At 64.5% G+C, this 7,256-nt stretch carries 6 protein-coding genes; 4 read left to right on the forward strand and 2 right to left on the reverse strand.

Annotated features, from left to right (window positions below; translation table 11 throughout):
- Nucleotides 1-251: 251 nt before the first annotated feature.
- Nucleotides 252-2,837 carry a toprim domain-containing protein gene (locus H8B14_RS18925; RefSeq protein ID WP_187317236.1) on the reverse strand — a complete coding sequence of 862 codons (2,586 nt, stop codon included), beginning with the start codon at nucleotides 2,835-2,837 and terminating at the stop codon, nucleotides 252-254.
- 81 nt (nucleotides 2,838-2,918) lie between these two features.
- Nucleotides 2,919-3,308: a hypothetical protein gene (locus H8B14_RS18930; RefSeq protein ID WP_187317237.1), complete on the reverse strand. Its 390-nt coding sequence runs from the start codon at nucleotides 3,306-3,308 to the stop codon at nucleotides 2,919-2,921.
- 248 nt (nucleotides 3,309-3,556) lie between these two features.
- Between H8B14_RS18930 and H8B14_RS18935 the strand changes: the two genes are divergently transcribed.
- The 4 genes from H8B14_RS18935 to H8B14_RS18950 all read left to right on the forward strand — a co-directional run.
- A complete protein-coding gene (locus tag H8B14_RS18935) occupies nucleotides 3,557-4,234 on the forward strand; it encodes a hypothetical protein (protein WP_187317238.1) in 678 nt (225 codons plus the stop codon).
- 58 nt (nucleotides 4,235-4,292) lie between these two features.
- Nucleotides 4,293-4,712, forward strand: a complete 420-nt coding sequence (locus tag H8B14_RS18940) for a hypothetical protein (RefSeq protein WP_187317239.1) — start codon at nucleotides 4,293-4,295, stop codon at nucleotides 4,710-4,712.
- A 3-nt stretch (nucleotides 4,713-4,715) separates the two neighbouring features.
- Nucleotides 4,716-5,030 (forward strand): hypothetical protein, encoded by a 315-nt coding sequence (locus H8B14_RS18945; RefSeq protein WP_187317240.1) that lies wholly within the window; start codon nucleotides 4,716-4,718, stop codon nucleotides 5,028-5,030.
- Nucleotides 5,014-7,256 (forward strand): TraG/VirB4 family ATPase (locus tag H8B14_RS18950; RefSeq protein WP_187317241.1); only part of this gene is annotated, 2,243 nt, incomplete at its 3' end. The genes H8B14_RS18945 and H8B14_RS18950, both read left to right, overlap by 17 nt.

Below are 7,256 nucleotides of genomic sequence, written 5' to 3' on the forward strand. Positions count from 1 at the left end.
CTCTTTTTATTCAACCTTCTTTCCCCCACTGCCCCTATCGAATTGGGGTTAAAACAGGCACACCTTTCAACTGGTCAGCTTTTGGGCTGACCAGTTGAAAAACCACTTTTTATAAGCGAGGGCTGCCCCAATGCGGGCCTGCTTTTGGGCAGGCTGGCGTTGGGGCATAGTGGACGGGCGCGGCATTGCCGGGTCGGGTGAGGCCGGACCAACCCATCCAACCCCAACAGGCACCTCGGCACCCGGCCACCTCACCGCTCCAGCTGCTGAACTGGCTGCTTGGCCTCCAGGCTGTGGCGAGCCGCCTCGTGCCGCTCCGTCCGGTCGCTGCTGTGCTCCATCAGCTGACTGCCGTGCTGCTCCCCTAAGGCATCGAGCGTCTGGCTGATTTTGCCAATCTCGGGCTGGTCGGTGCGGTACGACACCTTCAGTTCCGAGTGCCGGATACCCTGCTCGTCGGTAGTGCTCTGCACGTCGCCAACTTTGGCCCCGCTGGCTACCACGGCGGCCTGCACGGCTTCGGCCTGGCCTCGCTCGCCCGGAGCCAGCGCGGGCTCGTCCACCCGAATAATCACATGCTTCTCGCTGCCCGGCGTGTCGGGGCTGACTGCCGCTTGGCCAGCTGCACTACCCGCGGCTTCCGGCTTAACCGCCACATCCTGGCTCCGGTCCCGGTTGTGGGGCTGGATGGCGGCGGCTTCGGCCGCCAATTGCCGGGCGGCGCGGTCCTCGTCGGGCTCGACGACGCTCACCCCAACGTACTTGCCGGCGCCGGCGCGGGCATTGGTGTTGGTCACGATGGCGTGGATGATGGCAATGTCGGGCTGGTCGTTGCGATACGTCATATCAAATTCGGCCCGCCGGATGCCCTGCTCATCCATGGTGCTGCGCACTTCGCTGGTCCGCATGGAGTAGCCGGAATTATCCAGCAGGGCTTTCCAGGCCTCCGCCCGGCCGGTGGTGTCGGGCTGCAGCTCATCAATTTTCCACGTCGCCGTTTTCTGCTCCGCAGTCGCAGCAGCAGGCAAGCTGGCCGCCGTGGTTGACCCGGCGTAGCGGGCCCGGTCGCGCAGCTCCTCCCGCTCGGCTTCATCGACTTTGCGGCCGGCGGGCGGGGGATTGTCGTGGATGTACTCTTTGAGCAGCACTAGGCCGACATCCTTGGCGTGCACGAATTGCGCGGTGTGCTCGGCCGCTTCCTGCTCGGTACGGTAGGAGCGGGTCGGCCCCTGCGCTACCTCGGCAACTGCCGCGCCCAGCACGGCTTGGTTAAATTTCCGGTCGGCCTGCTCGCGCGCCTGGTGCGCCTCGGGGCTGTTCTCCCGCTCCCGCTGAGCTTGTCGTTCCAATGCCCGCTGCTCCCGCTCCTGGCGCTGGGCCTCGGCCAGCCGCTGCTGGCGCTCGGATTCACGCTGCTGCTCTTCGCGCTGGGCGGCAGCGCGAATCTGCTCGGCACTCAGCCCCTGCGCAGTGTATTCCAGCTCTTTGTTGAAGTCCTTGGCCAGCGGGTAATCCACCCGCAGAAAGCTTTCCTGCTGGCGCTCGGCCTCGGGGCGCAGCTGCTCGCGCTGCCGGTACAGCTCCTGGGCCACGACCTCCAGCTGGGCCGTGTCGGCCCGGGCTACGGTCAGGCGCACGATGGTGGCCTGCTCGGTGCTGCGCTGCACTTCTAAGGCCAGCGAGGGCCCGTCTTGCTGGGTCTGGTTGATGTGCCCGACCCGCTCGCGCAGCTGCTGCACCTGGCCGGCGCCCTGCTTGGCCGACGCGTGGTGAAAGGTCACCTTCAGGCTGGTGTGGTACTTGTCGCTGGTCGCGTGCCACTCCACCGGCCGCGAGGCCTCTCGGTAGGCCTCCTGTTCGGCCACGGGCACCAGCGGACGGGCCAGCTGCAGCTCGTTGAGGTAGTTGATGTTGAACTGCCGGCCGCCGGCGTCGCGGTCATTGGCCAGCACCACCTCCCGCGGCTGCTGTTTATCGATGACGCGCTGAATCAGGGCCACCTGCGCCTCGGTGGGCGTGCCGCTGGTAGCAATGTAGAGCGTGTTCTTGGGGTCCTGCTCGTGCTTGAGCTGGAAGTGGGACAGTGAGTCGATGGCCGATTCGCTCACCACCACGCGCTCCACCGGGGTGTCCTTGCCGTCGGTGGGGTGGGATACCCAGATGCCGTTTTTAGGCAGCGGCAGCAGGCTTTTGTAGTGCTCGTTTTTCTGCTCCACGCTGGCCAGCCCGTGCTCGTTGTAGAGTGGGAAGGCCGTATTCTTGTGCTGGTTCTGCTGCGCGGTGAAGATGCGCCCTTGAAAGGCCGGGCTGTCGAGCGTGGCATCGGTGATGCCGCGCCCGTGCAGGTAGCCTCGGTCGGTCAGCTCTTTTTTGACGCCCAGCACCTCGGAAATCAGGCGGGTGCGGCGCTCCTCCTCGGCCTGCCGGGCCTGCAACTCCGGGTCGCCCACAGGCAGGCTGCTGAGCCGCGCGGGGTCGGGCGGGGTGGCGTACTGAGTCGCATACTGGCGGGCCGGGGCGGGCGCGCCGTCGAGGTACTCGCGCAGCTGCTGGCGCACCTGGCCCAGGTTGAGGCCGTGGCCGTCGCCGCCTCTGGTCTTGGCAAAGTCAATGACGGAGCCCGCGTCGCGGTCGTCGCCGGTGTTCAGGTACACCTGGTGGTCGCCCTTGCGGGTGACGATGACGTGCTCGTCGTCCTTGACCAGGTGGTGCCAGTCGCCGCGGCGGCTTTCCTTCTTGATGGTGTAGCCCTGGCGCTGGGCGTAGTCAACCAGGTCAATGTCGCGCTTGAAGCGGTCGAGCTCGGTGGGGTCGTTTTCCCGGGCGGGTGCGTTCATAGGGTGGGCTGGGGGAGTGGAGCCGGACAGCTCCGACTCCTCCCAGCGCCCGGACGGGGCCGGCAGGAAAGCTATCCGGGGTTAGGTAATCGTTGGCGGCGGGCTGCCAGCCCGCTGCGCGGCCGCGTCGAAGAAGGCCAGCTGCTCGCGGAACTGGGCCAGGAGCTCACTACTGCCGAACACGTACTGGTTGGCGCCGCTGCCGATGTCGATGCGCACGATTTCCGTGGGCAGGGCCAGGGCGCGCAACACGCGCTGCACCAGCCGGGGCTCGTCGCGCTTGAGCTTGCCGTTCTTCAGGTTGACGACGTTGGTATAGGTTAGGCCATGCTGGGCACAAAAGGAGGTTAAATCACCCTGGGCAAGGGCTTTGAGACGAAACTGCACGTAGCGCAGGCACTCGCTGTAGGGCGCGGACAGGCTAAGGTCAGGAAAGCCCAACGGGGCGAATAGGTGGTCAGAAGGTACCATGCGAAGGTGGGCACACTGCGGGTGCAGTGGGGGTGAAGTGTCGGAGCAATACCCCAAAGGACGCATATCGGGCTTAGAAGCCGCAACGCCATCGGGGAAAAACTCAAATCTTCTGCCTACCCACTACTTCGAAGCTGAAATCAGCAGGATGCTGCTTCGCTGGTAGCCGCTTCATACGACCAAGTGTTTTTTAAGTTTTCACTAACTTTTTGCTAACACTGTTGCGCTTCTTGTCGTAAGGGGCCGGTATGCGTTCCGGAATACTCTTATTGGTGGTAATACTGGCCCTGGGTGCCCTGGCCGCGCTGCTGTGGTGGCGCTTCAAGGGCAGTGGCCAGCCGGCCACTCCGGTTGCTGTGCTGGCCACCCACAACCATCATTCCCTGCGCACCTTCCACTACGGCACTGCTGCAACCGCCAAGGCGGCCGAGAAAGCAGCTGCTGCCACCGAAGTCGGGGAGGCCCTGGCCCGGCTGCTTCCCCCCGAAGACCTGGCTGCGCCGGAGCCCGCGCACTCTGCCGAGGAAGAGCAAGCAACACTTCCTGGCGAGAGTCCACAGCCTGCTATTGAGGACCCAACCGAAGTCAGCCCCGAAGTTCCAGCTGAAGAAGCACCCAGCCCGGCCTCCATTCGCCACGCGGCCGGCGCGTTGCCCTCCCTGCTGAATGCCCAGGAAGATGCGGCGCCTGCGCCAACCCCTGAGCCCCTACCGGAAGCTGACGATGAGCCAGCCGAGGCCCTCTTCCACAACCCCATCACCGCACCGGTGCCCACGGCCAACGACCAGGCCAACCGCGCCGCTGAAATCGCGCTGCGCCAGCAACGGCGCGCCCGCATGAGTGCCGATGCTTCGGCCCAGCGCACTGCCCTGAGCGGCCTGTTTCCCGGCGCCGGCAGCCCCATCCCCCCGGCCAAGCCCTCCTGACTGCCACACCTGCTTTCCGGGGAGATAAGCGCCCTATTTCCACCAATTACCCTTTTCTATGCTAACCCATCTCTTTTCCCGGGCCCGTACCCACGCCTTGGCGGCTACTGAAAACCTGCATACCCTCGCCGCGGCCGGCCATACCTACCAACCTTCCCAAGCCGAGCAGCGCGTAGCGGCCCTACTGACCACCCTGGCCCTGGCCACCAGCCCGGCCCGCGCCCAGCTGGGCGGCGGAGGCGCCGCGGCCGCGCTCGAAGGCGTGCAGGAAACGGTCGTGGGTATCGTGCAGGTCATTTTCGCCATCGTGCTCATCGTGGGCCTGATTCGCGTGGTAATGAAGTTTGTGCAGGGCGCCCCCGATGCGCTGGGCTCCCTGGGCTGGCTGGTGGGCGGGGTGATTCTCTGGTTCGGCTTCCAGCTCTTCAAAGACGACTTGGTCAGCGCCGTGGGCGGTGGCGACGGAGGCGTACGCTAAGCCATGCGCTCCTACAAATCCATCGAGCGGCCCGCGCAGGTGCTGGGCATGAACATCCAGGACCTGGGCATCATGGTCGGCCTGTTCATCGGCTCGGTGCTGCTGCTCGGCTTCCTGGGCATGGCCGTCAAGATTCCGCGCCTGGTGTACCTGCTGGTCATTGTGGTGGAGCTGGGCCTGATTCTGGGCCTGCGCTACCTGAGCAAGAAGCAGGCACCTGGCTTTCTGATGGGCTGGCTCTCCTTCACCTTCATCCAGCCCCGCCGCCTGGCGGTGGGGCCTATTCCCCCTCCTTCCACCCATGACCAAAAAGCCTAAAACGGCCGCGTTTAACGCCGTGATGCCCGTGCACAGCTTCGAGGGCGACAAGGTGGTCTTCAAGGACGGCCGCGTCGCGGTGGGCTTCCGCGTGGAGCCCGCCGAGATGGAAAGCTGGACTTCCGATGACTACGAGGCCTTCCAGACCGCGCTGGTGGGCGTGCTGCGCCCCCTGCCGGTGGGCACCATCGTGCAGAAAACCGACGTCTACTACGACCGGCCCTACCGCGAGGACAAAACCCAGCAGACCTACTTCGAGAACAAGATGAACAAGCACTTCTTCGAGCGGCTGGTGCTGTTCCAGAAGTCCTATCTGTTCCTCTCGTTTGCGCCAGTGGCGGTCAAGTCGCCCAAGACCAACGCCGTGAATGCGCTGGTGGCCCGCGCCGGCGAGGCCGTGCTCAAGAACCCGTTTGCCCAGCTCGTGCACACGCTCGAAGCGGCCGAAAGCGGGGCCGTGGAATTCATCCAGGGCATTAAGAACCTGGGCGGCGTGACCTTCGAGCGGCTGGATAGCGCGGAGATTCACCAGCTCTACCTGCAGTACTTCAACCTCAACTTCGACGGGCAGCCCACCCGGCAGGAGCGCGAAATCGGCAACGACCTGGGCACCTTCAGCGTGGGCGAGCACAAAGTGAACGTGCTGTCAATGGTCGGGCAGGGCTCCGACGCCTACCCGGCCGTGCGCAACAGCTACGGGGTGACGGCCCCGATGCTCTACCCACTCACCCACATCCTGCAGTGCCCGCACGTGCTCACCCAGGCGCTGCTGATTCAGGATACCCGCTCGGAATTAAGCAGCCTGGACACCGACCGCAAGCTCAACGCCTCGCTCTCGTTTCTGGCCACCCAGGACAACCACCTACGGGCCGCCGAAGTTGAGGAATTCACGGCCGAGGTGCGGGCCGAAAACAAGCAGATTGTGGGCCTGCACCTGAGCTGCGTGCTCTGGGACACGAACGACGCCAGCCGGCGCGAGAACGTGGAGCGGGCCACGGCGGCCTTTCGCTACATGTTCGGAACCGAAAGCGTGGTCGAAAGCTATCTGGCTCTGCCCGTGTTCTTCGGCCTGCTACCCGGCAACGCCTGGCAGGTGCCGGACCGATGGTTGACGAGCACCGCCGACCGCGGCGCCTGCTACACCCACTGGACGGCCACCTACAAGACCGACCCGGTGGGGGAGTACCTCACCGACCGGTTCCGCAACCTGGTGCAGGTAAACCTGTTCAACACGGCCCTGGACAACCAGAACGCCATTGTCATTGGCCCCTCGGGCTCGGGCAAGAGCTACACCTTCGGCAATCTGATTGTGCAGCGCTTCGAGAAGGGCGCCCGGCAAATCATCATGGACGTGGGCGGCACCTACCGCAACGTGCTGCAGTCGCTCAACGGCGAGGACTTCGACAACACCTACTTCGAGTACGACCCGCAGCGGCCCATCGAGTTCAACCCCTTCGTAGTCCCGCGCGACGCCGCGGGCAAGTGGCTCTACAACGACGAGAAGACCAACTTTCACCTGGCCCTGCTCGCCGCCCTCTGGAAGGGCGGCAAGGACACGGCCCTGGATAAGTCGGAGCGGACCATTCTATCTCGCTTTCTGATTGAGTACTACGCCTGCCTGAACGAGAGCCCGCGCCTGAACCAGAAGGACGAGGAGTTCCCCGGCATGGAAAGCTTCTACCGCTTTGTCGAGCAGTACGACCAGGAAATGCAGAAGCCGGTGGCCCTGCCCGGCGACGGCGTGGAGCCCGATCCGCTGGACGGGGCCCGCCGGCAGTACCAGAAAAACCTGAAGTACATCGACATGCACCAGTTCTTCCTGGTGCTGGGCCAGTACATCACCGGCGGCCGCTACGAGCGGGTGCTCAACGCTAAGCGCGACGTGGACTTGTCGGAGTACCGGCTCATCTGCTTTGACCTGGCCAAGGTGCAGGCCGACCCGGACCTCTACCCGGTGGTGGCCATGCTCATTACCGAGCTGAGCCTCGACCTGTTCCGCAAATTCCCCGACGACATCAAGTACATCGCCCTGGACGAGGCCTGGACCATGCTTTCGGGCGTGCTCTCGGAGTTCATCGAGTCGATGTACCGCACCATCCGCAAAACCAACGGCTCGGTCACTATCATCACCCAGGGCATCACCGAGATTACCAGCAGCAAGATTGGCCCGGCCATCATCAACAACTCGGCCACCAAGATTATCCTGCGCCACGTCAACCCCGACTC

This window comes from Hymenobacter puniceus (genome assembly GCF_014333525.1).
Taxonomy (GTDB): Bacteria; Bacteroidota; Bacteroidia; order Cytophagales; family Hymenobacteraceae; genus Hymenobacter.

Coding starts and splice junctions, on each gene's coding strand:
- H8B14_RS18940 (WP_187317239.1), top strand. CDS start 4,293: ATGCTAACCCATCTCTTTTCCCGGGCCCGTACCCACGCCTTGGCGGCT.
- H8B14_RS18930 (WP_187317237.1), bottom strand. CDS start 3,308: ATGGTACCTTCTGACCACCTATTCGCCCCGTTGGGCTTTCCTGACCTT.
- H8B14_RS18925 (WP_187317236.1), bottom strand. CDS start 2,837: ATGAACGCACCCGCCCGGGAAAACGACCCCACCGAGCTCGACCGCTTC.
- H8B14_RS18935 (WP_187317238.1), top strand. CDS start 3,557: ATGCGTTCCGGAATACTCTTATTGGTGGTAATACTGGCCCTGGGTGCC.
- H8B14_RS18945 (WP_187317240.1), top strand. CDS start 4,716: ATGCGCTCCTACAAATCCATCGAGCGGCCCGCGCAGGTGCTGGGCATG.